We start from the raw sequence: 23,120 nt of genomic DNA, 5'->3' as shown, positions 1-23,120 counted from the left end.
GGTAGCCCGTCGCGCTGGCCGCACCATTATCAACAGTCACATGGGTATCATCGCTCTTCGTGGCGCGCGACCAGACATAATCCCATGCGCGCTTTACAAGCTCGCCGATGGTGAGCTCGAAATCGATGGTGATGGTAGCAGACGCCAGCTTCGTGTCGCCGTTGCTCGTCTCGCCGCCCTGGCGCACTTCGCAGAAGCGCGAACCGGCAGGCGGGTAATATTCGAAGACCGAGAGCGGGTGATGCTCAATCGGACAAGCGTGAAAGCCGGAGCCGCAGCGCTCGACGCGCCCTTCGTGGATGAAGGTCTGGCCGATCGCGAATTGATATCCCCGACATTTCAGGTCGGCGTCGAAGCCTTTGATGCTGGTGATGTAGGTTGCGGGCGCAACGGCGGCTGCTTCAACCTTCTTCGTGCGCGGCTTCTTCGCGGCCTCAGCCATCGTCTTCCCTCCACCCGTGGATCGGGTATGGAGAGAGATATACCGATGCGGTATTAGTCGGTCAAGCGGGAAAATACCGTTTCGGTATTATTCTTCATCGATGAGCGCGCGGACCACCACAGCGGCGATGCGTGTCTCGAGAATTCCGGGCTCTGGATCGGCCAATCGTATCGGCCGGAACGCTGGATTGGACGACTCAGGTACCAGCCAGAGCTCGCCGTCCTGCTCGACCAGCTTCTTGACTGTAGCTTCGTACATTTGATCGTCGCGCTTGCGAACGACCACGACCCTTTTGCCAGGAACCGCTTCCGCGCTACCGAACAGCGAGACGCACTCGACGATGGAGCCGTGCGGGTATTTCAGATTCATGCTGTCGCCGATCACGCGCAAGCCAAAGCGGTGCTCCAGCTTCGCGGTGACATCGGATCGCCCATTGAACGATCGCCAGTCCTCTTCGGGCATCTCGAACGCCTCGCGCCACACACCAGCGGCCACCTCGCCCTTCACATAGAGCTTCGGCCCAACGGGAACGACCACCGCGTCTGACAGCAACTCGCCGGCCTCAACACCTAATGCAGTCGCCAGCTCGCCCAAAGCCTCGAAATCGGGCTGGCGCTTGCCCGATTCCCAGCGCTGCACCGTGGGCTGCTCGACGCCGACCATCTCCGCAAGTTGCGCTTGGGTGAGGTTCTGCTTCTTTCGAAGAGCGACGATGTTATCCGAATACCCCATTGGCATATTATCGCGCCGGAGAATTTGGCGCGGAATAGCCGGAGCGGTATAATGCCTATTGCGGCGACATACCGTTTCGGTATATCCATTAGCCCATGGACGACTATCGCAAAGCACTAGCTGCATATCTCGCCCCCGAAGATCGCACGCAGGAGACGCTGGCCAATTCGGTCGGATGTTCGCAGGCTGCGATCAATCGGTATGTCAACGGCATCCGGTTTCCCGACGCCGCAATCGCGCGCGAGATCGACAAGGCAACAGCCGGTTTCGTGCCCTTCGCCGTGTGGCAACGGGTGGCGACAGTCAGGATGCTTGGCACCCCCACCCCCGAAGCCCTCCCAGATAGGGCGAACGCGGCGTGAGTGGGGTCTATGTCATCGCGGACCTGCATGGTCGGTTCGATCTGCTTTGCCGCGCCATCGACATCATCGAGGCGGACGCTGGGGAGGCTGGCGGCACGTTTATCGTTCTCGGCGACTTCGTAGATCGCGGACCTCAGTCGCGCTCGATCATCGACTTGCTCATGGCGGGACCGCAGCGCCCCAATTGGCAGTGGGTTATCCTGCAGGGTAATCACGAGGCGATGATGCTGGAGTGCCTGGACAACCCAGGCATTCTCCGCTGGTGGATTGGTAACGGCGGCGGGCAAACCCTTCAGTCGTACGGATACGAAGCCGGCGACAAGCTGCACCCGCTCAAGATTCCTGCCGCGCATCTCGATTGGCTCCGGTCGCTTCCGATCACGCACGAAGACGCCCACCGCATCTATGTCCATGCCGGGGTGCCTTCCCATCAGGAAGTCGCCGACGCCAAGCCGGAAACGCTTCAGTGGATGCTCTACCCGAGCGAGGACACCTACGGGGACGCCGAAATCCATGACGATGCGGCCCACGTCAGCGGCAAGCATATTGTCCACGGCCATCACCAGTCCGCCTCGCATCCGCTGCTGAAGCCGCATCGGACCAACCTCGACAGCTTTGCGTGGGCAACCGGGCATTCGGCGATCGGCGTGTTCGATGATGCCATTGCAGGAGGCCCGGTGCGGATACTCGATGCGATCGGTCGGCCTGACGCGAGGTTCGGCGCATGAACCTCCCCATTCCCCCGCTGACCCCTCCCTCTTCGCCCCGCAATGGCTCCGGTCATGGCGATCGGGCGGGTCTGGGGGGTTAGGTGGAACCGTACAAAGTCCTTTCGCTGTTCGCTGGCATCGGGGGCATCGACCTTGGGCTTGAGCGCACTGGCGGTTTCGAAACGGTCGCACTGTGCGAGTTCGACCGCGAGGCGCAGGCGACTCTGCGCGCACGCTTCCCGGGTGTCCCTATCTATGACGATGTTCGCGAACTTACCGGTGATCGACTTCGAGCAGACGGGATACGCCCGACTGCAATCGTTGGAGGATTTCCCTGCCAAGACGTTAGTCTCGCAGGCGGTGGCGAAGGTCTTGACGGCGCACGAAGCGGGCTGTGGTTCCACTACTACCGCCTCATTTGCGACATTCGACCGGGAATCATCGTCGTGGAGAACGTCGCAGCTCTGCTTGGACGGGGCCTTGGCCGTGTTCTCGGATGCTTGGCCGCGATCGGGTATGATGCTGAATGGCATTGCATACCAGCTTCCTACGCTGGTGCCCGACAGCTTCGGGACCGAGTGTGGGTTGTGGCCTACCCCCAACGCCACCGCGTTCAAGGGCGGCAGACAGTCACCCAGGCGTGGTGTCAGCAATCCCGAGCGCAACAACTGGCAGGACTGGTGCAGCCTTGTGCTTGGCCAACGGTATCCGGTGCCAGAGACCGCGGAACAGGTCATGGGATTCCCCGAGGGGTACACCGCAATAAGCAGCTCGGGAACGCCGTAAACCCGCAATTGGTCGAGCTTATAGGCAATGCGATCCTGGCTGCTCACCGCGCCACCCCCGCATCGGAGGCCGCATGATCCCGCTCGCCCTCGCCGCATTCGCAGCCCTCACCGGGCTCACCTTCACCCTCGCAATCTGCCGATCCGCAGCCCGCGCCGATGCTCTGGAGCGCGCGCTTCAGGATGACTCCCACTGGCTGGGCGTCGGGGCGGATAGCTTTGTTCATGATGAAAGGGATACCGATGCAGCGCAGTAATGTCGTTCCGCGCGTGCAACCGCTCACGGAACAGCAATTCCGCTCAAAATGGCTGCGCGCGCTGTCCCGGCTGTGCGATCAGCATGGTGATGGTCAGGTCGCGCTCTGGCTCGGCGTCGGCGATCGCCAGTTGCGCAATATAAAGTCCGGCGCATCCCTGCCGACCGCGGACAAGATCTGGAACCTGCTCGCCTGGGATGACAGCGCCCATGACGAACTGGACCGCGAATACGGGCTCAAGAATGTCGGCGCCGATGCGATCTGTACGTCCGACCCGCTGACCATCGATCTCATCGCGCTGGCGCACGAGACGGCGCAGGCTGAAGCACCGGACAGCCCGGGCGGGACCGCGACGACCGACCACGAACTCTTGCTCAAGGACGAGGGGCGGCTGCGTAAATGCTACCGGACGCTCGGCACGTGGCTGGCGCGGATCGAGGAAATCCGGCGTCCGGCACTGCGGAGGGTTTCGTGACCCAGAACCGTTCCACCGCCGTCATGCAGCGCCGTGTCGAAGCGCACGATTCGCTCGACGATTTCCCTACGCCACCTTGGGCGACGCGGGCGCTTTGCGAGTTCCTGGGCGACGAGGGGTTCGATCTCTCCGCGATGTCGTGCCGCGAACCGGCTGCGAATCGGGGCCATATGGTCAAGCCGCTGTTCGAGGCGTTCGGCCACGTGCTGGCAAGCGACGTCCACGATTATGGGGCTGGCTTCAAGGTCCGCGACTACCTGTTCGGTCCGATCGCGCATCTCGATCGGACCGACTGGACAATCACCAACCCTCCGTTCCGGCTCGCCGAGCAGTTCATTGAGCGCGCGCTGGCGCTCAGCCACGTCGGCGTCGCCATGATCGTGCGGACGGCTTTCCTTGAGGGCGTCGGTCGGTTTGAGCGGCTATTCTCGGCGCACCAGCCCGCACACGTCCTGCAATTCAGTGAGCGCGTCGTGATGCACAAGGGCAAGCTGACTGCGACGGGCTCCACTGCCACCGCTTACTGCTGGATCATCTGGCGTCCGTCCACCGTAGGCAAGATGGCTCACCCGCACGCGCGCTTCGGCTGGATTGCCCCCTGCCGGAAGCGCCTTGAGCGCGCCGGTGACTATCCTGTCGCGACGGACCAAGCAGCATGACCCCGCGCAACGCCAACCGCTGGTCCGAACAGGAACTGGCGCAACTCGACGGGCTGGTTCGTGCCGGTGTGCATTCCCGGCGCTGCTTCCACCTGTTCCCTGGGAGGTCCCCGGACGCGATCGCCGCCAAGTTCATCTCGCATCGGTCGAAGCTGGGCATTCCCGCGCCGTCGCCAGGCGGAGCGTCACGGGCCATTCCGTCCGAGCTGAGTGGTCGTAGCGCGCCGCCGAAGCTGATCGAGGTGGTGCGGACCCCTGAGCCGGTGCTGGCACTCTCGCCGGAAGCACAGGCTTGTCGTCTGTTGCTGCGTCGTCACCTCCAGACCGGCGCGCACTGGCTGCATGGTGAGCGGTTCGACGCGGCCTGTCGGCAGGCAGGGGTCGCACGATGATGCAGCCCCTAGACCTCGCGCCCTATCTCCTGACCCCCGGTCACCGCGTCATTACCCGCGAGCAGGAGGGCCGCCGATCGCGCGCGGCACATGCCAGGGCCGCCGTGCGGCGGATGCGGGACGATCCTCTTAACAAACCACAATCGATCGGAAACCCCATATGACCGAGAACATCGCTGCCGATGAACTGCGCCTTCTGATTGAGCGCGCTGAGCGGCTTATCGAAGAGAAGAAGGGTATTCAGGACGATATCAAGGATGTTTTCGCGGAGGCGAAGAGCCGCGGCTTCGACGTGCCGGCGATGCGGTGGTCGATCAGCCAGCGTGCGATAGAAAAGCACAAGCGCGACGAGCAAGAAGCCATCCGCGAAACCTATCAGCTCGCGCTAGGCTTCTAAGTGCAAGTCGTCGTGCCCTGGCCTCCGTCATTGCTCTCAGGGCACGCCAACGGCAATCGCCGGTGGGCGAAGATCGGTGCGACCAAGAAGCACCGCGAATGGGCGCGGCTGGCTACGCTGGCGGCTGGCGATATCGATATTCCGATAACGGGCGATATCCGCCTGCATATCCGCTTCGAGCCGCCAAATCGCCGCGGTGACCGCACCAACTATCCGAACCGAATGAAGCCCGCACTCGATGGCATCGCCACAGCGCTTGGCGTCAACGATAGTCGGTTCCTGCCCAGCTATGAGTTTGGGGACGTGTGCGCCGGTGGCCGCGTTGTCGTGACGATCGGCTGCGGCGAATGAGCGCCTGCAAAACTTGCGGCAAGCAACTCAGCGCGGTCAACCGGACTGGCTGGTGCCGGCTACACTACGGCGCGGCTAACAACGGCCCACGCACGGCTGAACAGAACCGCCGTCAATGGTCGGACCCCGCGCTGCGTGAGCGGGTTCTGGCGCCACTTCGCAGGTATAATCGAACGCGTCTGGATTGGTGCCCGTTCGAGTATCAGGATTATTATCGCGAATTGACCCGCGTGAAGCACCTGCTGGCCGCCGAGGCCCGCTGTGTGGTGGAAGGGCTGATCGCCGCGGACACGGCCCGCTACGCCCGCACGGGCGAGCTTCAGCAGTCGCGGAGGCGCATGTGAGCGCCAGATGGTACAAGCGCTGCGGAGCAGACTTCATCCATGGCACGATGATGCTGACGCTCGAAGAGAAGGGCGCATACAGCCTTTGCCTGGACCTGATCTACGATCGCGGCGCGCCGATTCCAGACGATGCGCGATGGCTTTCAGGCGTCTGCGGCGTGTCCATTCGTAAGTGGAATAGCATCCGCGATAGGCTGCTCGATCTCGGCAAAATTTATGCGGAAAATGGGCTGCTTTCGAACGCTCGCGCGGATTTCGAGTTGGTTTCGACCGAATTATCTTCGCGAGAACGCGCTGAAAGCGGAGCGAAAGGTGGGCGAAAGCGCGCCGAAAACGCGGGCCAACCTTTGAAAAACAACAACATAGCCCAAGCTGAGCCTAAGCGAGAAGAGAAGATAAGAGAAGAGGTAGAAGTAGTAGAGGCTACGCCTCTACCCGTGGTTTCGGCCTTGCCTGCCCTTCAAGTCTGGAACGATGCATGCGCAGCCACTGGTTGGGCGCAGGTCAAGAAGTTCACGCCAACCCGCCAAGCAGCCTTGCGAGCGAGAATCCGCGACGACGGCATGGACGGGTGGACCGCAGCGATAGCCCGCGCCGTCGCCTCGCCACTGCTGACCGCACAGCCTCCGCCGACATGGTTCGATTTCGATTTCATCGTGAAGTCCGGCAATTTCGCAAAGCTCATCGAGGGCAAATATGACCGACAATTCTCCCGCAACGGCAGTGACGATCGCCCTGAACTCGGCAGAACGAACGCTGCCGCGATTTCTGTCTTTGGTCAGCCCCAACGCCAGAACACTGAGCCCGACTTTGAGGCCCTCCGCAGAGTTGGCCCTGATCGAGGCGCGGAAGCAGTTGCGATCGGCCAACGCTGAGCAATTCGGGTGCGCGCTTACGCCGTGCCTGTCGCTGGTCGCGCCTACTGGCATGACCGAGGCCGACCGGGAAGACTGGCTCCGCGCGGCATGGGTGACGCTCGACGGCATCCCTGCGGATCTACTCGACATCGGCTGCGCCCATGCCCGCAAGGTATGCGACCACCCGGCGAAGGTCGTCCCGGCGATCCTGACCGCGATTCAGGACCTGTGGGCCAAGCGCAAGCGCGACTTGTCCGACGTAGAGGCGGCTCTGGCGAAGATGGTCGAGCCAACGGAACCCGAGGAACCGCGCTGCACGCCGGAGCAGGCCCGCCGGATCATGCTCGAATGCGGGATAGAGCCGGAGGTGACTAAAGCCAGCACAGCCCACCGAGGCCCGCCGATCGCACCGGACGCAGATTGGTACGCCGCACATGGCATCGATATCCAATCCCCAGTAGAGGAGAAAGCGGCGTAATGGAACTGATGATGCTCGCTATCGCCTCCCCTGATCTCGGGAGGGAGTGATGGGGCTGCACGGAGCACGCACTCGGCACTGGACGGGCGATGGGGTACGGGCGTCGTGCTCATGACGAAAAAGCGGGTCTGGGACACTGGCACGGTCCGGCCATACCGCCCCTGTCCCGTCGATTTCCGTGAGGTCTTCCTGCGCCTGGGCCAGTGCAAGGAGATCGAGGAACACTACGCGACAAACTGGCGGATCATCATTCGCTGGATCGAACAGAGCGGCGGCGATGATCTCCGTCGGGAACGCGCCAGGCTGATCGGGTCGGAGCTCAAGTTGTCGCCGCATCGCAGGTCGGCGCGGTACGTGATGGGGCGGACACTGACGGCGGTAACGAGCCGTGAGCGGAAGGAATAGGAGGCGCGTATGGCACTAACCCCGAAACAGCAGCGCTTCGTCGAGGAGTATCTTGTCGACCTGAACGCTACTCAGGCGGCGATCCGAGCTGGGTATAGCGCCCGCACTGCCATGGAGCAGGGCTATCAGCTCCTTCAGAATCCTTCAGTCGCCGATTCAATCGCCGCCGCTAAGGCTGAGCGCTCAGCTGAAACCAAGATCGACGCTAATTACGTGCTACTTCAAGCGGTTAAGCTCCACGAACGCTGCATGCAGGAAGTGGACCCGGTCTTGGACCGTCGCGGCCAGCAAATCCGCGACGATCTCGGCAACCCGCTATTCGAATTCAACGCCGCAGGAGCGGCCAAAGCGCTCGAATTGGTGGGTAAGCATGTCGGGGTCCGCGCATTCAGCGAGAGCCTTGACGTCACCGTCAACCTCACTCCCGAGGCTCGCAAAGCCCGCATTGCCGAACTTGTGAAACGGCATGCTGACGGAGAGTGAGGAGCGCGAACTTATCGCGTTGTTGGAGGAGGAGGAAGTCGATCGCGACCGCGATGTCTGCGCCGCATCGCTCGCGGAGTTCGTCAAGCGCGCGTGGCCTATTATCGAGCCGGGGCAGCCCTATGTGCATGGTCCTCACATCGATGTGATGTGCGCGCACCTTGAGGCAATCACCGACGGGCGGTTGCGACGACTGCTGATCAACGTCCCGCCGGGCACCTCCAAGTCCACGATATGCGGCGTGTTCTGGCCGATGTGGGAATGGGGTCCGAAGGCTCGACCCTCGACTCGATTTGTAGGAGTGGCTCATGAGCAGGCGCTCGGCATCCGCGACAACCTAAAATGTCGCCGCCTTGCGTCGTCAGCATGGTTCCAGCGGCGATGGGGCCAGCATGTCCAGCTGACCCGCGACCAGAACGAGAAAATCAATTTCGAGAATGCCGCCACTGGCTTCCGGCAAGTCGCCACGCCCAGCAATATCACCGGGCGCCGCGGTGACCGCGTTATCCTCGACGACCCCCTGAGCGCCGAGAATGCAAATAGCGAGGTCGAGCGCGAGAAAGTGAACCTATGGTTCCGGGAATCACTGCCGACGCGCTTGAACAATCCTGACAGCAGCGCGATCGTCGTGGTGATGCAGCGCCTGCACGAGCGCGACGTCTCCGGCATCATCCTGGCCGAGAAGCTGGGGTATGTGCACCTGATGCTCCCGATGCGCTTCGATCCCGACCGCAAGTGCGTGACCGAGGTCGGGCAGGATTGGCGCAACGATGCGGGTGAATTGCTCTTTCCGGCCCGGTTTCCATCTGACATTGTCGATGAACTTGAGCGGACGATGGGTCCGTACGCGACCGCTGGCCAGCATCAGCAGCGGCCATCACCGCGCGAAGGTGGCTTGTTCAAACGGCACTGGTTCGGCGAGATCGGCGCTATCCCAGCCGGACGGCGACGCCGAGTTCGAGCATGGGATCTTGCCGCGACGAAGAAAGCTACTTCGAATAACCCAGACTGGACCGCCGGGGTTTTAATGTCCCGTGGCGACGACGGCGTATTCATCATCGAAGGGGTGGAGCGCTTGCAGGGGTCCCCGAGCGAGGTCAGTGGTATCGTGCGCGCGCGGGCTGGTACCGACGGCAAGGACGTAATTATTCGCCTTCCTCAAGATCCTGGGCAGGCCGGCAAGGCGCAGGCAGAGACGTTCGTGAAGGAACTCGCCGGATACGCCGTTAAAGTCGAACGCGTCACCGGCGACAAGGCGACAAGGGCAACCCCGGCAGCCTCACAGGCGGAGGTTGGAAATGTTCGGCTCCTGCGCACTGGAGATGCCGATGCAGATGCGTGGATCGAGCCCTTCCTGAATGAAGTGACGATGTTCCCCGCTGCGGCGCATGACGACCAGGTCGATGCAATGGCCGATGCACTGAACGAACTCGCCTTGGGCGGCTCCTACACCCCCAGCTACGACAACCTCTGACGGCGGTAATACCGCCCACTCCCAGCCGCCAATGTCACCGCCATGTCCGGTCGCATCGTCAACGTACGCCCGAAGCCCGGGTTCGTCATGGATAGCGGCGGCTCCGTGGTGCAAATGCGTGCCCGCGACGGCTTGACGAACGTAGTGACGGGGCTCGGCATGCGCGGCGACGCCCGCACTGCCCGCGCCTACCTCGCGCAAGTCCTGTCGCCCCAGCAAATCGAGGAAGCATTCGAAGCCAGCGCCATGTTGCGCAAGGCCATCACGATCCCCGCAACCGACCGCGTCCGCGCATGGCGGGACTGGCAAGCCGACAAGGCGCAGATTGAGCTTATCGAGAAAGAGGAAGAGCGGCACCAGCTACAGGCCAAGGTGCGCCAGGCTGAAGTCCTGCGCGGGCTTGGTGGTGGCGCGCTGATCCTCGTGGCGGCCGGCGACCCTGCCCTCCCGCTAAACGTGACGAGCAAGCAGGGCCTCGTCGCGATCAACGTCGTCTCGCGCTGGCACCTGACCGGCAAGAACTGGGTCGATGACCTATCCCGCGCCGATTACGGCACGCCGGAATATTGGGAGGTCAACGGCACCAACGGGCAATTGCGGATCCACCCGAGCCGCGTAGCCTGCTTCCGTGCCGAGCCCCTGCCCTCGATCTGGCGTGCGGATTACGAAACCCGCTTCTGGGGCCGCGGTCGCGTCCCATCACTGCTTGAGCCGGCGCAGAACCTTGACGAAGCGCTGGCGACATTCTCGGCGATGATCAAGGACGCGCTGAACATCGACGTCGGCATTCCTAAACTGCTTGATTATGTCGCGACGGCTGACGGAGAGGCGAAGCTGACCAAGCGCCTGTCGCTGATGGCGGCGGGCTCGTCCGTCATCAATGCCAAGGTCTATGACAGCGGCGATGGCGAGGGCAAAGGCGGGGAATCGATCGATCGTCACCAGATCACTTGGACCGGCATTCCCGATGTGATCCGCGTCTATGCGGAGGCGTTCTCGGCAGCGGCGGACATCCCAGTCACCCGGCTTTGGGGCACGTCGGCAAAGGGTCTGAACGCCACTGGCGAGGGCGACGAGAAGAACTGGCGCGAGACGGTCGAGACTGGGCAGAAGCTCGAAACCAAACCGTGTCTTGAGCAGATCGACGCCGCGCTGATCCCGTCGGCGCTCGGCTCGCGTCCGCCCGAGGTATGGTGGAAATTCGCGCCGCTGAACGTGCCGACCGAGAAAGAGGACGCGGACACCTTCAAGACGACCATGGAGGGCGTGACAGCGCTGCTCAACACCAACGCCATTCCCGAGGTCGCGTTCAACAAGGGCGTGCAGAACCTGATGTCCGAGCGTGGCTATATGCCCGGGCTCGATCAGGCCTTGGCGGAAATCCCCGAGGAAGAGCGCTTCGGCCTCACCGCCGAGCCCGACGAGACTGATCCCAGCGCATTGACGGAAGGAGGTGATCCTAGATCTCGCGGTGCCGGGGGTGATGGAAGCGCCCCCGCGCGCCGTGCCGCGAATGATGCGCGGTTCGCGGACGCGACCCCGCGCACGCTCTATGTCCGCCGCGATGTCGTGAACGCCGCTGAGATCGTGGCATGGGCGAAGGCGCAGGGTATCCCCGACCTGAACCCTGACCTGCACGTCACCATCGCCTATTCGCGCGCGCCAATGGACTGGATGAAGATCGAGGGCGAGTGGAACCAGGACGATAAGGGCGAAATCACTATTCAGCCCGGCGGGGTGCGCATCGTCGAGCCGTTGGGCAACCAGGCGGCCGTCCTGCTGTTCACGTCATCGGCGCTGAGTTGGCGACATGAGAGCATCATCCGCGCCGGGGCGTCGCATGATTACGCGGATTATCAGCCCCATATCTCACTAACAAAGAGCGCTGTCGATCTGACGAAGGCCGAGCCGTACCGCGGCAAGATCGTGCTGGGGCCTGAGATATTCGAGGAGATCCGCAGTGGCGATTGAAGTTATCAGCCGCGGCCATCTGCCCGAGAACGACCAGTTCGAAGCATCCTGCAGCAACTGCAAATCAACGCTCCGGTTTCTTCGCAGCGACGGCAAGCTGACGTTCGACCAGCGTGACGGCGACTTCCTGACCGTCGCTTGCCCGGTGTGCGGCACGTCCGTCAACGTCGCAGCAAACAAGGGAAAGCCGCCGCCGCCCCGCCCGAGCCGCTAATGCGCTACTCGCTCGCCACTCTCACCCGCCGCGCCAACCCCGGCATGCGCCGCCGCGCGATCGTGCTGCGGGATATTGTGGCGCCCGCCACGCTGGCAACCGACCTATTCCGCGCCGCGTACGCACCGATCATCCAAGCATGGACCCGCCACGCCGAGACGATCATCGCCGAGTACGAGCGGTCGCTATCCCAGCTCACCACCGACAGCCCCAGCGACCTGCAAGCCCGACTCGCCGCGGCTGAAACCGAGATGGAGCGCCTGTACATCCTGCTCGATGCGGCGGTGCAGGACTGGGCGGTGCGTACCGAGAAGTGGCAGCGCGGGAAATTTCGCGGGGCCGTTCTGAGCGCGACCGGCGTGGATCTGAACACCCTCATCGGCCCCGAGGATGTGCGTGGCACGCTCGACCAGATCATCGCCTGGAATACCTCGCTAATCCGTGATGTCTCGGACCAGGCCCGCCAGCGCATCGGCAACGCGGTGTTCTCGGGGCTAACCGAGCGGCGGCCGGCGCGCGAGGTGGCGAAGGAAATCCGGGAGGCTGTGGCAATGTCGCGGCGGCGAGCAACCGGAATCGCCAGTGACCAGCTTTCGAAACTGACCAGCTCGCTCGCCGCGGAACGCCGCCGGGAAGCAGGTCTCTCGATCTACAAATACCGGCATAGCGGCAAGAAGCACCCGCGCGAGGATCATCGTGCGCGCGATGGCAAGCTGTACGGCGAGACGCCGGCCGATGCCGGGCAGAGCGTAGACGGGCAGACGGTCAACGCGCCGATCGCGGCGGGGCAGCGGGCAGGGCAATTGCCTTGGTGCGGGTGTCGCGAGCAGGGGGTGGTGGTGTTCGATTAGGCTTGGTCGGGAGTGGCGGCGGTGGTATGGTTTTCGCCGCTTCGGTGGCCGCTCGCTACACTGCGGACAGATCGGACAATACTGCGGTTTCTGCCCACCACCGGCTAGGGGCACTCCGCCCGAAGCAACGAGCCGAACCGGCGCTATCAACACCGGCCCGACTCTGACCACAAACGTTCTGGAGGAACGAATATGGCTGACACTGAATTACCCCTATCGCCGCGTATGGCGCAATCGCTAGTCACGCTGCCCCACCGATATTGGCCTCGCGTTGATAGATCGGAGGGTTGCTGGCTGTGGACCGGCGCGAAGGGCACAAGGGGCTACGGCCATATTCGGGTTCTCGGCAGGATGCGGAAGGCGACGCATGTGGCATGGTTCTTTGAAACAGGCGGATGGCCCGAAGCGGGCAAAATGCTATGCCACCGCTGCGATAATCCTTCGTGCGTGAATCCATCTCATCTGTTTATCGGCACGGACGCGGATAATGCGGCTGACCGACAAGCCAAAGGGCGAACCGTCCTAACCCCGTGCCCAATTGAGCGCAGGGCTCGCGGCGAGCGCAACGGTGGAGGCGTGAAGTTGAACGCCGATAAGGTGAGGGCGATTAGGGGTTCCGCCGAAACTTATGCGGTGTGCGGCGAAAGGTTTGGCATCTCGGCGGTACACGTTGGTCGGATAAAGAGGGGTGAGAAATGGGCTCACATTCAGTAATCGAACGCGCCGCGCGGGCGCTAATGGATGAAGCTCTCAAAATCGACGTTCCTGCCAGCGAATACGGTCAAGCGGAATGCGAGCAACTCGCCCGCGCCGTCATCGCCGCGATCCGCGAGCCGAGCTATGGGATGGTGCAGGCCGGATACGAGGATGCAGAGCATTCGATCGAAAGCGTAGGCGAGCTATGTGACACGCCGGCAGACCAGCAGCCTCGCAACATTTGGCAAGCCATGATCGACGCTCTGCTCGAGGAAGGGAAGTGATGCCCTGCCGCGTTAACGACTGCGAGCGCGATGGCGTGTGCAACTTCACCTGCCGGGACTGTGGCGGCACCTACCAATCAGACGAGCGAGAGTGCCCGCATTGTGCGCTACGGTCAGCAATGCAGTTCTTCGGTGAAGGCTGTGAGCATCGCGACGCAATCGACCCGCGCCAAGCCGCCCACCTATCCGACGCCGCGTTGCAGCCGGGCGTGGAAATGCCGACAGGGCCGATCACTTGGGGCGAGAAATGAGCGGGCCTATCATCGATCACGACAAGCTGTTTGAGGATGACTGCCGTTTGCTCCGGCAGAGGATCGCTATCCAGCAGCAGGCGATGCGCAGGCCTCGCATATACGGCAACCTTATCCGTTGGGAACCGTGGGAGCCTCCGCTGGTCCATCCACTGCTCGAGGAGGGCGAATGACCGACCACACCCTCACCCGCGAGCCGCAACCGATCGCTGATCAGTGGATGGCGAAGTGCTCGTGCGGATGGCGGAAACCGGTATCGTTCTACGATTTCAGCACGCGGGAGGATGTTTTTGCTGAGATCGATCGCTTGTTCGCTCAGCACATAACGGAGGGCGAGTGATCGACGCAACGCTGGAGGAGGGGAAGTGATGCGCCTTAACCGCTATCAAGCCATCATGGTCGCGAGGGAAATGCTCTGCCTCGATTTGGCTGAGGCCGCTCATGCAACGAAGCGCGCAACATCGGCGATGCAACAACTTTGCGCCGCCCTTGAATGCGTTGCGCTCGATCAAGCTGAGGCAGGACCTCCACCGATCATCGGAGAGTTCGGCTAACACCTGACGGCGGTAAAGCGCCAACACAAGCCCCGCTACCCAACGGGGCATGCTGCTGCATGATGCCCTGACCCTGGATGCCCGACGCCGGAGTGGTGATGGCTATATGGCCGTCAAAGCACGCTCGGCGCGCGCAGGTGTCTACGACTATCTCGGCAGCGAAGTCGATCCGCAGGGCGCGAAGTTCAAGGCGACCGATATCGTCAAGGTCTATCGCCCGGCAGAGGAAGTGTTCAAGGCCGCGTCGCTAGCCAGCTTCGTCGCCAAGCCGATCACCGACAATCACCCAAATACGCCCGTCACGTCCGCCAACTGGCGAGATCATGCGCGCGGGACCGTGTTCGGCGCGGTCAAGGACGGCGATTACGTCACCTTCGATCTTGCCTTCATGGATGCCGCGCTGATTGACGCCGTGGACAGCGGCAAGCGTGAGCTGAGCAACGGCTATGCCTGCGACCTCGCCTTTGAGGATGGCACCGCACCCGATGGCACCGCGTATCATGCCGTGCAGCGCAATATCCGCGGCAACCATGTGGCTGTTGTCGATCGTGGTCGCGCCGGTTCGGAGTGCCGCGTCGCCGATGCGAGCGCATTTGCCCTCTGCGATTCCAATCCCTCCATTCTCGACCGTTTTACCAAGGAGAAGCCCGTGAAGACCATGCTCATCGACGGGCTGACCGTCGACGTGTCCAATGCCGATACGGCGATTGCGACCATCAACACCATCCTCGCCGCTCGCGATGCTGCGCTGGGCAAGGTGACCGGCCTAGAAACCCAGGTCGCCACCCTCACCACGGACAAGGCGACGCTCGAAACGGAGAACAAGCAGCTCAAGGACAGCAAGCCCACCACGGCCCAGCTGCTCGACGCTGCCAAGGCTTATGGCCAGGTCGTCGGTAAGGCTAAGGCGCTCGGCGTCACGGTCACCGATGCCATGGACCAGGCCGCAGTCATGAAGGCGGTCGTCGATGCCAAGATGGGCGACGCCGCCAAGGACTGGAACGACGAGCAGATCGCCGCTTCGTTCGCCGTGCTGACCAAGGACGCGAAGGTGGAGGACCAGCAGGTCCAGTCGCTCGGCGCGCCCCGCATCGTCACCACCAACGACAACGCCAGCGTCCGCGATTTCGCGCGCCTGGCCCGTTACTAAGGGAGCCTGAGCAATGGCACTGCAGTCCACTTATTCGGATACCATCGCAGCCGGCTATAAGGGCTTGGTCGCGAATGGTGAGACCTCCAATCGCATCACCCGCACGATCGAAACGGCAGGTGGCATCGGCTTCGGCGTCGTGGCCTATCGCGGTGCGGGTGACCACGGCTGCGTCGCCGCTCAGACTCTCGTAGCGGCGGGCTCCGAGGATGCCGGTAACACCGGCACCGGCACGGTTACCGACGCTCCCACGGTTTCGGCGGGCGCGAAGATCGGGCGCTACACGCTGCTCCTGCTCCAGACTTCGGCTACCGGCGAGTATTCGGTGCACGATCCGGACGGCGTCCTTGTGGGCAGCGGCAACATCGCCAGCGCCTTCACCGGCGGGGGCCTCGCCTTCACCTGGGCGAACGGCGGCACGATGACGATTGGCGACAAGGCCTATGTCGACGTGACCGGCAACGAGGCCCTTGGCATCGTCATCGCCGGCCAGACCGCCGGTCTCGTGGCAGGCCAGACCACCGACACCTACGCCCGCTACGAGAACGTGCCGATCATGACGCAGGGCGTCATCTGGGTCGAGGCAGGCGGCTCTGTCACGGACGGTGCTGCGGTGCAGGTCGACGGCGACGGTAACTTCGTGGCCTCGGGCGGCATCCCGCTCCCGGGCTGGAAATTCGACACGACCGGCGCTGACGACGGCCTCGTCAAGATCGCCAAGCGCTAAGGAGGGCGGGCATAATGAACGCGATCACCAATTTCTACGACGCAGCCGCAGGGCGCATCACAGATCCTGCCATGTTCATGGTGGCCGATGCCGCCTTGAAGCGCCAAGTCATGTCGCTCTGGGCGGCTGATCATGCGCGGCTCGCCGCGACGTTCGCTGACAAGGTCGATGCCTTCCTGAGCGACGCGCAGGTCGGCATGGCCTTCCTGACGCCGCAGCTCTACCGCATCGAAACCGAAGTCTACATGAACCGGTATCCGAGCTTCGATATCTCGCGATTCTTCTCGGTCGATACGACCGGCGACATGTGGGACATCGGCACGCTGGTCTATTCCATGGATCAGGTTGGCGAGGCCGCCTTCATGTCGGGCGGGGCGTTCGATATGCCTTATGCGTCGACCAAGATGGCGCAGGCCACCCGCAACTTTCACCTCGCCGCGATCGGCTACGAGTGGAACACGCAGGAAATGCAGCGTGCCGCCAAGCTCGGTCGGGCCCTGCCCTCGGACAAGGCCGGCGCCGCCGTGCTGGCCGCAGATCGCTTCATCTACGGCATCGCCATGACGGGCAAGAACCCGGCTGGCGTGTCGGAGAAGGGTTGGACCGGCTTCGTCAACGACGCCAACGCGCCGAGCGCACAGGTCGCCAACGACGGCACCGGCCCCTCGCGCCTCTGGACGGCCAAGGACGAGGATCTGATCCTCCGCGATATCAACGAGGCCATCACTGCGGTCGAGACCGGCACCGGCGAGACGCACATCGCCAACAAGCTGGCGCTGCCCACCTCGGCGTATAACTATATCGCGACCAAGCGCGTCGGTGACACGAACGCAACGGTGCTGTCCTATCTCCAGGACAACAACACGGCGGGCGAGCGCCTGACCATCGTCAAGAGCCGCGCGCTCGAGACTGCTGGCACGGGCAACAGCACCCGCATGGTGGCATATGACGACAGCCCCCAGGTCGCCAAGTTCATGCTACCCGGTGCTCACCAGTTCCTGCCCGCCTTCCAGAAGGCGAGCATGGTCTATGAGGTCGGCGGCATCATGAACGTCGGCGGTCTCGACGTGCGCCTGCCCAAGGCCATGGTCTATCGGGACTCGTTCTGATGGCTCGCGTCCGTAACATCTCGACCGGCCCGCGCGGCGCTTATCTGGGCGCCGCGCTGGTCATGGTCGATCCCGGCAAGGAAACTGAGGCCGACGACTTCGCGCCGGAATGGTTCGAGGTTGTCAGCGAAGGCGCGCCGAAGGCGGGCGAGCCCGGCGATATCGGCTCGGCGATCGATCTTCTCGACCCCGCCAACGACGACCACTGGACTGGCGCAGGCTTGCCGGCGGTCGATGCGGTCAAGGCGATTCTCGGTCGCGACGTGACCCGCGCCGAGATCAACGAAGCGGCACCCGAGTTCATGCGGCCCACTGCGTAACCGTTCCTCCCCGTGAAGAGCATTGGGCCGCCTCGTCTCGCACGCGGCGGCCCATTTTTTGAGGATCAGATGCCCCACACCTCCCCCACCCTATCCGAATTCCGCGACCGCTTCCCTGCCCTCGCCGCGGTGCCGGATGCGCGCGTGAATTACTGGCTCGGCAAGCATGCCCCGGTGACCACCAGTTGGGATGAAGTCGATTACGCGGACGCCATCCTTGAGCTGACGGCACACAACATCGTGGTCAACGGCGAACTGCCGGCGAGCGGGGGCGACGCGGGCGATCTGGCCGGCGTCACGCGATTCCGCTCGGCGTCGATGGATATCGCCTTTTCCGAACGCGCGGCAAATGCTGGTCTCGATGGCGGCTACGCCGCATCGAAGTATGGCCAGCGGTTCAAGATCTATCTGCGGCGCAATGTCGGCACCGTGCGCCTAGTTGGGTGTATCTGATGCTGGCCCAACGCTATGCCGCTATCGCTGGGGCCGTGTCCGCGCGTTTCGGCGGGCCATATCATGCGGGCAAGCTGATCTGGCAGGGCGAGGCCGTCTACGACGACGGGGGCAGCATCATCGATCCGGGAACCCCGGTTGAGTTCGAGTGCATGGTCCAGATCGACAGCGTCACCGAGGCTATGCGCGCGGAGGCGGGTTACACTGACAAGGACGTGCGCCTGATCATCCTGGCGCCTGGGCTGGGCAAGGTAGTGGACACCGACGCAGCGCTTGAGGTGCTCGCCGGACCCCATACCGGCAGCTACACGATCGCGGGGCAGTCCCTCGACACGCTAGGGTTCGCATTCGACGGGCGGGGGCGGGGGCGGTTGGCGGGGTAGAGCAGGTGTGGCCACATCGCGCCGGGACAACCTATCGCTTCCCCGGTCATGGGCTTCGCATACGGACACGCACCGCCTGCGACCACACCCTAGCCTTAACGGCGGCTCCCGATCCCTCTAGCGGGGGACATTCCCGACCGGAGCATTCGGAGTGCAGCGATTACCGGCTACCTGCTGCACAACAAGCCCATGTCGCGGAGCCCATGCGCCTCTTGCCTTTCGGCCCCGGAGGAACGGGTTTCGGATGCCCGTGGGGCAAATTCAGCGGCGGTTGTGAGAACTCCGCCAAACTTGCCACCTGTGTTCGTCGATTAGCCCCATGCCCGACGCGCTATCGGGTACCACGACTGGTGAGGGTGGCCCCGCACCGCTGCCTCAGAAACTGGTCGGGAGGCCCAGGCTTTCGCCGAACTCAAGGAACGCCCGTGACCGGCCGCACCTCCCGTTGTCCTACGGTCTAAAGCCGGGCTTTCCGCGACACCGCAGCGCGTTGGGCCCCTACTCGCTCGGCTCCACTTCCTCAGCTTTCCGGCTTCAACGGCACTCCGCTGGCCTCCACCGGCAACTTTGGTCGGATCAACACCGAGCTTTCGCTCTGGGATCAGTTGGGGTTTTCGCACCGCGCCGTGATCGACCGCCTTATCCCAGGATCGGGTATCTAATCCGACCCTCCCGCCTCCCACAGCGAGCTATCTCGAAATTCGTTGCCGGTCTTTCCCGGCTGCCAGGGGTGGTTGGCCCCGCCGATCATGATCGCCTCCCGGTTAAGGTCAGGGGTTCTCTCGAACGATGTTGCCAGAATAGTTGGTGGCATCTATATGTCAATAGATGGTGGCACCTAATTTCACGGACTCGACTCTATTGTTGGTGGCAGATAGCCCGGCGCGCGTGGGCAGGAATCGCATCAATGATCCCCAAGAGAAGGTGACGGCGCGGTTTCCGACCGGCACGCTCGCGCGAATCAAGGGCGTGCTAGTCCAGAAAGAGCCGCAGTCTGAATTTCTCCGCAAGGCGGTTGAACGTGAGATTGAGCGGCGAAAGACGGACCGCAGCGAACCCTGACGGCGGTAATCCTCCCCGGCACCGCAACAGATACCCGCCGGCATGGACAGGAGTGCCCCGCCATGCCGCTGAGAGGCCACAAAGCGCATATCGCGCGGCTCAAGAAGCTGTCCGGCGCCGGCCCGACGCGGTTTGTCGGTGCCGCGCTTTTTGAGGGCGGTGAGCGTATTCAGACCACTGCGCAAATCTTGATCACTACCGGCGCAGTATCGGGCAAGGGCCACGTCGCCTCCTTGCCTGGGGAGGCTCCGAACAACGACATGGGCGATCTGGCGAACGGAATCGAGACGGTGCAGAAGGCGCCATTGCTGGTCGAGGTGTCGAGCAATTCAGATCATGCCATGATCGAATTTGACTGGGGCAACACGGCTGCGCGTCCCCACATCCGCCCCGCGCGTGACGCGGAAAGGCCCGGCATCGTCAAGTTGGTCGAGCGCGCCATGAACCAAGCCGTCCGCCAATCCCGCAGCAAAGGATAGCCCATGGCCCGCGTCACCTTCGCCCGCGACTATTCACACCCGATCGATGCGCTCACGTCGGTCACATACCGCGGCGGCAACTCGTACACCGTCACCCCCGAAGTCGAGTTGGCCGCGCGCGCTGCCGGCGCATTGAAGGAGAAAGCCCGTGGATCTCGTGCTCGAGCTAAGAAAGGCGGCATTGACGCACCTGAAAGCGGACCCGGCGGTGACGGCGGTGATCCCTGCAGCGCAACTTTATCGGAAGGCTCCGGCGAGCCCGACTAAGCCGTTTGCGAAGCCTGGTACCGCGATCTCGGGCCCACTCACGGGGCATCGTAAGCGCCGTGACATCCGCTTGCCGATCTACATCCGCGCCGACGCTCGCAAGATCGGAACAACTATAGTCGAAGAGGCCGAGGATCATATGAGCCGCTGTGCCGCTGCCATAATGGACAGCCTCTATCGCGCCCGCCTCCCCGTCCCCGGCGGCACGGCAAAGTTCGTCTTGATCAACGACATCCGCCGCATGGTCGATGGCGAGGCGGATGCGATGGAGGCGAACATCGAATTCCGCGCGCGGGTTATGGCGGGATAGCCCGACCTGTGGCATGATGCTGCGGTGTCGGCAGAAGCCATGATCCGCGCCCTGGTGCGCCAGCTTGTCCGCAAGGGCGACCTTGATGCCGATGATATTGACGCAATTGCCGCCGATCTGGATGCCCGCAACGAGGCTACCGCGGCGCACATGGCTCGCGCGTCGTTCGTTGAGGGCTTGGCACCATCGCAATCCGAATGGGAAGCCGAGCGCTCTGGCAGGCGAATAGACGAACGCCGCGCACGCCTCCACGTAGTCCCCGCTGACGGCGGTAAAGCGCACGACTGACCGCAACTAGGGTCGCCGCTAAATTAGCGGAGACCCGTAGAATGTCCGTTCCCGTCGAGATCGATTTCGCCCAGATCAAGATGGGCAACGCTGCAGACCCCGAAGTCTTCACCGTCATCTGCGACATCACCAGTGTCAGCATCAACGAAACCGCCGAGACCAGCACCCGCCGGGTTCGCGATTGCACCAAGCCGAACAAGCCGGCCGGGCGCCGCTCGCGTGTCCTCGGCACCGCTTGGGATGTGACCGGCTCCGGCCTTTCGAGCGCCGACCAGATCGCCACGCTCAAGGCCGCTGTGGGCAGGCACAAGAATTACGAGATTGTCGGCTACCGCGATGACGGCACCGATGCCGGCGAGGAAATCGGCACCTGGTCGGGGCAGGCGGTGATGACGGCGCGCAATTATTCGATCGATCGCGAAGGCGATACCGGCATGGAAATCACGCTCGAGGGTGAGGGCGATCTCACCTACGTGGCGGCATAAGGGGTAACGGAAATGGCAGGCGTTCGTGGCGATATCGGTGTTCGCATCAACCTTACCCAGACCGGAGCGGGCGACCTTGGCACGCCCAAGCTCAATGTCAGCATCGACAAGCTGCTCACGCTCGCATCGGGCACGGCGGCGACGAATCAGGCCAACATCCTGTTCGCCGACACGCGCACGATCGCGTCGTCGTCAAGCGACAGTCTCGATCTTGCAGGCGTGCTGTCCGACGCTTTCGGAGCGACCATCACCGCCGCAGAAGTCGTGGCGATCTTCGTCAGCGCGGCGGAAGGCAACACCAACAACGTCAACATCACCCGCGTGGCCGATACCGGCTTTGTCGGCCCCTTCCTGGCAGCTGGTGACGGTGTTGCGGTCAAGCCGGGTGAGTGGCAGGCGTTCGTATCGCAGTCGGGCTGGGCGGTCACCAGCTCAACCGGTGATATCCTGACCATTGGCAACAGCGGCTCGGGCACCAGCGTCACGTATGACATCATCATCGTGGGCCGCACGGTCGCCGCGTAATGGAGACGCGCCTCAAGCCGGTCCAGTTCGGCGACGGCAAATATTCGCTCGCCCTGAACCTCAAGCAGATCATTGAGCTTGAGCGGAACTGCGGCGTCACCGATCGCGACGGCAAACTGTTCCCGAAATCGATTTACGCGATCCACGAAGAGCTTGGGGCTGGCCTCGGGCTCAATGATGAAGCGCCGGTCTACCTCGGTGGCGGTGCCGCGCGGCCCAGCGATATCCGCGAAACGATCCGTCTGGCGCTCATCGGCGGTGACAACGGGCTTCTGGGCAGCGGCGAGGAGATCAAGGTCGGCCCGGCAAAAGCCAGCCAGCTCTGCGACGATTACCTCTTTCCGCACCGGCCTATTGTCGAGGGCCAATATATCGCCTGGGCCGTCCTGAACGCGGCTATCGTCGGCGTCGAGGTTAAAAAAAAAGCCGTCTCGGACCCGGAAAGCGACCTGAGCCCTTCCCCCGAGGATTGATCCTGGCAAATTGCGGGCAGCTCGGGTTGGACTGGGGTGCGGTGTCGCTGGGCGAGTATTTCGCCTGCGTCGAATCGAGCGGGGAAGGCGGCGATGCCGAGCCCGATATGGAGCGGTTGAAGCGGTTCAGCGCGGCGCGGGCGCATTAGGAAAACGGCAAAGGAGTTATTGTTTTGTCCCGCCAGCGCCCTCAAGAGATGCTGCCGCATCCAGAAACGCCTTTGCGATCTGTCGAGCTTCGTCGCTGCTCACAACAACCTTCAGCGTGTGCAGAGGCCCGTCGGTGCGCCCCTCTTCGTCTATCGTTCGATATTCGAGATCAACTCGCGCCGCAGGATATAATTGCTTGTGCGCTAGCCCGAACACCCGAGCGACTTCCGTTCGTCCCGTCGTTGCTGAGCCCATGCGATATACTCCCCCTGCTGACCTAAGCGGCCAAGCTGGAGCACAAGCTATTGGGAGTCGAGTCCGCGCTCCACTAGGCGGCGGATAGCTTCTGCGCGTGGAGGAACGGGACGCTGTTGCGCGCGCCAGTCATCGACCTTTGCCAGCCAAGAATTCGGAGCGCGCATTTCAAAACGCGTTGAACCAGTGTCGTCCATAAAAATGACGTACACCCCATTGACACCATGGTCAACTGTACGTACATAACGGACAGGCCAGAG

The 23,120-nt window shown here is 63.0% G+C and carries 39 protein-coding genes; 37 read left to right on the top strand and 2 right to left on the bottom strand.

The annotated features are described in order from the left end of the window. Together SSO01S_RS03435 and SSO01S_RS03430 are read right to left on the bottom strand one after the other, a co-directional pair. Nucleotides 1-442, bottom strand: a 442-nt coding sequence (locus tag SSO01S_RS03435) for a DUF7666 domain-containing protein (RefSeq protein WP_218000329.1), incomplete at its 3' end; no start/stop codon positions are given. A gap of 87 nt (nucleotides 443-529) precedes the next feature. Then, nucleotides 530-1,174, bottom strand: coding sequence for a LexA family protein (locus SSO01S_RS03430; RefSeq protein ID WP_066795138.1), 645 nt, complete (start codon nucleotides 1,172-1,174; stop codon nucleotides 530-532). A gap of 95 nt (nucleotides 1,175-1,269) precedes the next feature. Between SSO01S_RS03430 and SSO01S_RS17505 the strand changes: the two genes are divergently transcribed. From SSO01S_RS17505 to SSO01S_RS17965, 37 genes are all read left to right on the top strand, one after another. Then, nucleotides 1,270-1,536, top strand: a complete 267-nt coding sequence (locus SSO01S_RS17505; RefSeq protein ID WP_066795136.1) for a helix-turn-helix domain-containing protein — start codon at nucleotides 1,270-1,272, stop codon at nucleotides 1,534-1,536. After that, on the top strand, nucleotides 1,533-2,264 hold the full coding sequence (locus SSO01S_RS03420) for a metallophosphoesterase (RefSeq protein ID WP_066795133.1): 732 nt from the start codon (nucleotides 1,533-1,535) through the stop codon (nucleotides 2,262-2,264). Before SSO01S_RS17505 ends, SSO01S_RS03420 begins: the two co-directional genes overlap by 4 nt. 83 nt (nucleotides 2,265-2,347) lie before the next feature. Beyond that, nucleotides 2,348-3,109 (top strand): DNA cytosine methyltransferase, encoded by a 762-nt coding sequence (locus tag SSO01S_RS03415; RefSeq protein WP_083942814.1) that lies wholly within the window; start codon nucleotides 2,348-2,350, stop codon nucleotides 3,107-3,109. Then, the gene (locus SSO01S_RS03410) at nucleotides 3,106-3,288 is read left to right on the top strand and encodes a hypothetical protein (RefSeq protein ID WP_066795128.1); all 183 of its coding nucleotides are present in this window, start codon (nucleotides 3,106-3,108) and stop codon (nucleotides 3,286-3,288) included. The genes SSO01S_RS03415 and SSO01S_RS03410 overlap by 4 nt, the downstream gene beginning before the upstream one ends. Beyond that, a complete protein-coding gene (locus tag SSO01S_RS03405) occupies nucleotides 3,275-3,763 on the top strand; it encodes a hypothetical protein (protein WP_066795125.1) in 489 nt (162 codons plus the stop codon). Before SSO01S_RS03410 ends, SSO01S_RS03405 begins: the two co-directional genes overlap by 14 nt. Continuing rightward, nucleotides 3,760-4,422, top strand: coding sequence for a methyltransferase (locus tag SSO01S_RS03400; RefSeq protein WP_083942813.1), 663 nt, complete (start codon nucleotides 3,760-3,762; stop codon nucleotides 4,420-4,422). The genes SSO01S_RS03405 and SSO01S_RS03400 overlap by 4 nt, the downstream gene beginning before the upstream one ends. Next, on the top strand, nucleotides 4,419-4,814 hold the full coding sequence (locus tag SSO01S_RS17500; protein WP_157073617.1) for a hypothetical protein: 396 nt from the start codon (nucleotides 4,419-4,421) through the stop codon (nucleotides 4,812-4,814). The genes SSO01S_RS03400 and SSO01S_RS17500 overlap by 4 nt, the downstream gene beginning before the upstream one ends. Nucleotides 4,815-4,974: 160 nt before the next feature. Next, nucleotides 4,975-5,211, top strand: coding sequence for a DUF2312 domain-containing protein (locus SSO01S_RS03395; protein ID WP_066795122.1), 237 nt, complete (start codon nucleotides 4,975-4,977; stop codon nucleotides 5,209-5,211). Next, entirely contained in the window at nucleotides 5,212-5,562 is a 351-nt protein-coding gene (locus tag SSO01S_RS03390; RefSeq protein WP_066795112.1) for a RusA family crossover junction endodeoxyribonuclease, read from the top strand. It abuts the gene before it with no gap. Further along, on the top strand, nucleotides 5,559-5,906 hold the full coding sequence (locus SSO01S_RS17495) for a hypothetical protein (RefSeq protein ID WP_157073616.1): 348 nt from the start codon (nucleotides 5,559-5,561) through the stop codon (nucleotides 5,904-5,906). The genes SSO01S_RS03390 and SSO01S_RS17495 overlap by 4 nt, the downstream gene beginning before the upstream one ends. After that, nucleotides 5,903-6,781 carry a YdaU family protein gene (locus tag SSO01S_RS03385; RefSeq protein WP_066795108.1) on the top strand — a complete coding sequence of 293 codons (879 nt, stop codon included), beginning with the start codon at nucleotides 5,903-5,905 and terminating at the stop codon, nucleotides 6,779-6,781. The genes SSO01S_RS17495 and SSO01S_RS03385 overlap by 4 nt, the downstream gene beginning before the upstream one ends. Before the next feature lie 52 nt (nucleotides 6,782-6,833). Beyond that, nucleotides 6,834-7,241, top strand: coding sequence for a hypothetical protein (locus SSO01S_RS03380; RefSeq protein WP_066795105.1), 408 nt, complete (start codon nucleotides 6,834-6,836; stop codon nucleotides 7,239-7,241). A 111-nt stretch (nucleotides 7,242-7,352) separates the two neighbouring features. Further along, nucleotides 7,353-7,646, top strand: a complete 294-nt coding sequence (locus tag SSO01S_RS03375) for a hypothetical protein (RefSeq protein ID WP_066795102.1) — start codon at nucleotides 7,353-7,355, stop codon at nucleotides 7,644-7,646. Between the two features lie 9 nt (nucleotides 7,647-7,655). Beyond that, nucleotides 7,656-8,129: a terminase small subunit gene (locus tag SSO01S_RS03370; protein WP_066795099.1), complete on the top strand. Its 474-nt coding sequence runs from the start codon at nucleotides 7,656-7,658 to the stop codon at nucleotides 8,127-8,129. Beyond that, nucleotides 8,113-9,603 carry a phage terminase large subunit gene (gene terL, locus SSO01S_RS03365; RefSeq protein WP_083942812.1) on the top strand — a complete coding sequence of 497 codons (1,491 nt, stop codon included), beginning with the start codon at nucleotides 8,113-8,115 and terminating at the stop codon, nucleotides 9,601-9,603. Before SSO01S_RS03370 ends, terL begins: the two co-directional genes overlap by 17 nt. Before the next feature lie 42 nt (nucleotides 9,604-9,645). Further along, nucleotides 9,646-11,574: a phage portal protein gene (locus SSO01S_RS03360; RefSeq protein WP_066795095.1), complete on the top strand. Its 1,929-nt coding sequence runs from the start codon at nucleotides 9,646-9,648 to the stop codon at nucleotides 11,572-11,574. Further along, nucleotides 11,564-11,788, top strand: a complete 225-nt coding sequence (locus SSO01S_RS03355; RefSeq protein ID WP_066795092.1) for a hypothetical protein — start codon at nucleotides 11,564-11,566, stop codon at nucleotides 11,786-11,788. Before SSO01S_RS03360 ends, SSO01S_RS03355 begins: the two co-directional genes overlap by 11 nt. After that, on the top strand, nucleotides 11,788-12,639 hold the full coding sequence (locus SSO01S_RS03350; RefSeq protein WP_066795089.1) for a phage minor head protein: 852 nt from the start codon (nucleotides 11,788-11,790) through the stop codon (nucleotides 12,637-12,639). The genes SSO01S_RS03355 and SSO01S_RS03350 overlap by 1 nt, the downstream gene beginning before the upstream one ends. Before the next feature lie 192 nt (nucleotides 12,640-12,831). Continuing rightward, nucleotides 12,832-13,353 (top strand): HNH endonuclease signature motif containing protein, encoded by a 522-nt coding sequence (locus SSO01S_RS18060; protein ID WP_083942811.1) that lies wholly within the window; start codon nucleotides 12,832-12,834, stop codon nucleotides 13,351-13,353. 23 nt (nucleotides 13,354-13,376) lie between these two features. Beyond that, nucleotides 13,377-13,619 carry a hypothetical protein gene (locus SSO01S_RS03345; RefSeq protein ID WP_066795087.1) on the top strand — a complete coding sequence of 81 codons (243 nt, stop codon included), beginning with the start codon at nucleotides 13,377-13,379 and terminating at the stop codon, nucleotides 13,617-13,619. 420 nt (nucleotides 13,620-14,039) lie between these two features. Then, entirely contained in the window at nucleotides 14,040-14,210 is a 171-nt protein-coding gene (locus SSO01S_RS17490) for a hypothetical protein (RefSeq protein WP_157073614.1), read from the top strand. A gap of 28 nt (nucleotides 14,211-14,238) precedes the next feature. Continuing rightward, nucleotides 14,239-14,424, top strand: a complete 186-nt coding sequence (locus tag SSO01S_RS17485) for a hypothetical protein (protein ID WP_218000328.1) — start codon at nucleotides 14,239-14,241, stop codon at nucleotides 14,422-14,424. Nucleotides 14,425-14,530: 106 nt separating this feature from the next. After that, complete coding sequence (locus tag SSO01S_RS03340; RefSeq protein WP_169798307.1) at nucleotides 14,531-15,574, top strand: DUF2213 domain-containing protein; 1,044 nt, start codon at nucleotides 14,531-14,533, stop codon at nucleotides 15,572-15,574. 13 nt (nucleotides 15,575-15,587) lie between these two features. Beyond that, on the top strand, nucleotides 15,588-16,301 hold the full coding sequence (locus SSO01S_RS03335) for a structural cement protein Gp24 (protein WP_066795082.1): 714 nt from the start codon (nucleotides 15,588-15,590) through the stop codon (nucleotides 16,299-16,301). A 14-nt stretch (nucleotides 16,302-16,315) separates the two neighbouring features. After that, nucleotides 16,316-17,410, top strand: coding sequence for a DUF2184 domain-containing protein (locus SSO01S_RS03330; protein ID WP_066795080.1), 1,095 nt, complete (start codon nucleotides 16,316-16,318; stop codon nucleotides 17,408-17,410). Then, nucleotides 17,410-17,730 carry a hypothetical protein gene (locus SSO01S_RS03325; protein WP_066795077.1) on the top strand — a complete coding sequence of 107 codons (321 nt, stop codon included), beginning with the start codon at nucleotides 17,410-17,412 and terminating at the stop codon, nucleotides 17,728-17,730. The genes SSO01S_RS03330 and SSO01S_RS03325 overlap by 1 nt, the downstream gene beginning before the upstream one ends. A 69-nt stretch (nucleotides 17,731-17,799) precedes the next feature. Continuing rightward, entirely contained in the window at nucleotides 17,800-18,183 is a 384-nt protein-coding gene (locus SSO01S_RS03320; protein WP_066795074.1) for a DUF4054 domain-containing protein, read from the top strand. A 35-nt stretch (nucleotides 18,184-18,218) separates the two neighbouring features. Then, nucleotides 18,219-18,566, top strand: coding sequence for a hypothetical protein (locus SSO01S_RS03315; protein ID WP_157073612.1), 348 nt, complete (start codon nucleotides 18,219-18,221; stop codon nucleotides 18,564-18,566). A gap of 867 nt (nucleotides 18,567-19,433) precedes the next feature. Continuing rightward, a complete protein-coding gene (locus tag SSO01S_RS17820) occupies nucleotides 19,434-19,628 on the top strand; it encodes a YlcI/YnfO family protein (RefSeq protein ID WP_218000327.1) in 195 nt (64 codons plus the stop codon). A gap of 62 nt (nucleotides 19,629-19,690) precedes the next feature. Continuing rightward, a complete protein-coding gene (locus SSO01S_RS03305; RefSeq protein WP_218000326.1) occupies nucleotides 19,691-20,107 on the top strand; it encodes an HK97 gp10 family phage protein in 417 nt (138 codons plus the stop codon). Between the two features lie 3 nt (nucleotides 20,108-20,110). After that, nucleotides 20,111-20,374, top strand: coding sequence for a hypothetical protein (locus tag SSO01S_RS17675; RefSeq protein WP_169798298.1), 264 nt, complete (start codon nucleotides 20,111-20,113; stop codon nucleotides 20,372-20,374). Then, complete coding sequence (gene gp17 / locus SSO01S_RS03300; protein ID WP_066795066.1) at nucleotides 20,256-20,684, top strand: tail completion protein gp17; 429 nt, start codon at nucleotides 20,256-20,258, stop codon at nucleotides 20,682-20,684. Before SSO01S_RS17675 ends, gp17 begins: the two co-directional genes overlap by 119 nt. Before the next feature lie 39 nt (nucleotides 20,685-20,723). Then, complete coding sequence (locus tag SSO01S_RS03295) at nucleotides 20,724-20,972, top strand: hypothetical protein (RefSeq protein ID WP_066795063.1); 249 nt, start codon at nucleotides 20,724-20,726, stop codon at nucleotides 20,970-20,972. 41 nt (nucleotides 20,973-21,013) lie between these two features. Continuing rightward, nucleotides 21,014-21,457 (top strand): phage tail protein, encoded by a 444-nt coding sequence (locus SSO01S_RS03290; protein WP_066795058.1) that lies wholly within the window; start codon nucleotides 21,014-21,016, stop codon nucleotides 21,455-21,457. A gap of 12 nt (nucleotides 21,458-21,469) precedes the next feature. Next, complete coding sequence (locus SSO01S_RS03285; protein WP_066795055.1) at nucleotides 21,470-21,982, top strand: hypothetical protein; 513 nt, start codon at nucleotides 21,470-21,472, stop codon at nucleotides 21,980-21,982. Continuing rightward, nucleotides 21,982-22,455 (top strand): hypothetical protein, encoded by a 474-nt coding sequence (locus SSO01S_RS03280; protein ID WP_066795053.1) that lies wholly within the window; start codon nucleotides 21,982-21,984, stop codon nucleotides 22,453-22,455. Before SSO01S_RS03285 ends, SSO01S_RS03280 begins: the two co-directional genes overlap by 1 nt. 26 nt (nucleotides 22,456-22,481) lie before the next feature. Next, entirely contained in the window at nucleotides 22,482-22,604 is a 123-nt protein-coding gene (locus tag SSO01S_RS17965) for a hypothetical protein (protein WP_281178667.1), read from the top strand. Nucleotides 22,605-23,120 lie beyond the last annotated feature (516 nt).

Source organism: Sphingomonas soli NBRC 100801 (assembly GCF_001591025.1).
Taxonomy (GTDB): domain Bacteria; phylum Pseudomonadota; class Alphaproteobacteria; order Sphingomonadales; family Sphingomonadaceae; genus Sphingomonas; species Sphingomonas soli.
The sequence above is the reverse complement of the archived record's forward strand: the minus strand, read 5'-3'. Positions and strand labels throughout refer to the sequence as shown.